Raw genomic sequence first — 1,638 nt, forward strand, 5'->3', positions numbered from 1 at the left:
CGCCTTCGGCACCGGGTGGATCCTGCGTACCGGGCTGCCCGTACACCTCGACGCCACAGTGCGAAGGACCGACCAGCGTCTCCCTCCCGCTGCGACCGTCCCCTCCGGTACGGCGGTCTTCGCCCCGGCGCGCACCTCGATCGCCCTCGGCAAGGACAATCCCGCGGTGCAGGTGTCGTTCTCCCCGGACGGCCGTACGCTGGCTACCGGTCGCTGGAACGGCACAGTTGTGCTCTGGGACGTCACCGACCCGCGGCGTCCGTCCCGAACCGGAATCCTCAGCGGCCACCGCAGCGTGCTCTGGGCGGCGGTGTTCGCTCCGGACGGCCGCATCCTGGCCACCGCCAGCGGCGAGGAGAGCGTGATCCTCTGGGACCTCACCGATCCCGCACACCCGACGCGAATCAGCACCCTGAACATCGAACTCGGCTGGAGATTCAAGGGCGTGCGCACGGTGGTCTTCTCGCCGGACGGCCGCACCCTGGCCATGCCCGGTGACAACCGGACCGTGATCCTCTGGGACCTCACCGATCCCGCACACCCGACCCGTACCACTACTCTCACCGGTCACAAGGGCTGGCGGTCCACGGGCGTACGTGCGATGGCCTTCTCGCCGGACGGCCGCACCCTGGCCGTCGCCGGCGGAAGGATCACGGCTCTCTGGGATGTCAGCGACTCCGCGCACCTGACCGGGACCGCCGTCCTCGCCGGCCACACGAAGCAGGTGACCGACGTGGCGTTCTCCCCGAACGGTTCCACCCTGACGACGGCCAGCGCGGACGCGACGGTGGGACTCTGGGATCTCACCGAGCCACTCCACCCGACAGAGGCCGCGCCACGTGCCGTACTCACCGGCCATACCGGGGCAGTGAGCGCCGTGGCGTTCTCGCCGGACGGCCATACCATGGCGTCCGCCGGCGGCGACACGGCCGTGAATCTGTGGATGGTCGCCGACCCCGCCTATCCCAGCCGCACCGCCATCCTCACCGGCCATACCCAGGTGGTGACCGCCGTGGCCTTCTCACCGGACGGCCGCACCCTGGCGACCGCGGGCATCGACCACCTCGTGCTGTGGCATCTGAGGTGAGGCACCGCAGGTGTGGTTATCCTGCGGCCCGGCCGNGCACGCCGTCCCCNCGCCCCGGGCCGCGGGAAGGAGGTCGGTCTTTCGCAGATGNACCGCCGCGCCGGTGCGACGGGATCGGCATTCGACCCGGAACCTGTTGTCCATCGAGAGCGCGGCCGGCCAGGAGACGATAAGGTCTTCCAGTGTGACAGGCCCGAACCTCGCCGCAGACCTGATGGGCGTGCCTAATGACGTGCGTCCCGCCCTCGCGCCACGTTGATCGTCGACCGTGATCAGGTAGCGGCTGCGCTTCCCGGTTACAGGATCGGGGAAAGACTCGGAGCCGGTGCGTTCGGACTCGTCCTGGCCGGCCGGCACCGTCGGCTGAAGCGTCCGGTGGCCATTAAAATTCTTCCCGGGGGTTCGGAGTACGCGCCGGGGAGTTTCGAGACCGAGGCGCGCCTGCTCGCAGGGATGGATCATCCGCATATCGTGCGGGTCTTCGACTATGTGGAAGCCGACGATCTCCTGCTGATCGTCATGGAACTGTTGGACGGCGGTACGTTGACCCG

The 1,638-nt window shown here is 69.0% G+C and carries 2 protein-coding genes; both read left to right on the plus strand.

The genetic code is table 11. The features are described from left to right. Window positions 1-1,087: WD40 repeat domain-containing protein (locus UK94_RS31745; protein ID WP_162246949.1), on the plus strand; the 1,087-nt coding region annotated here is incomplete at its 5' end. Between the two features lie 255 nt (window positions 1,088-1,342). After that, window positions 1,343-1,638, plus strand: a 296-nt coding sequence (locus UK94_RS33405) for a protein kinase (RefSeq protein WP_157734565.1), incomplete at its 3' end; no start/stop codon positions are given.

Origin of the sequence: Frankia sp. AvcI1, from assembly GCF_001420875.1 — a bacterium.
GTDB classification, from domain to species: Bacteria; Actinomycetota; Actinomycetes; order Frankiales; family Frankiaceae; genus Frankia; species Frankia alni.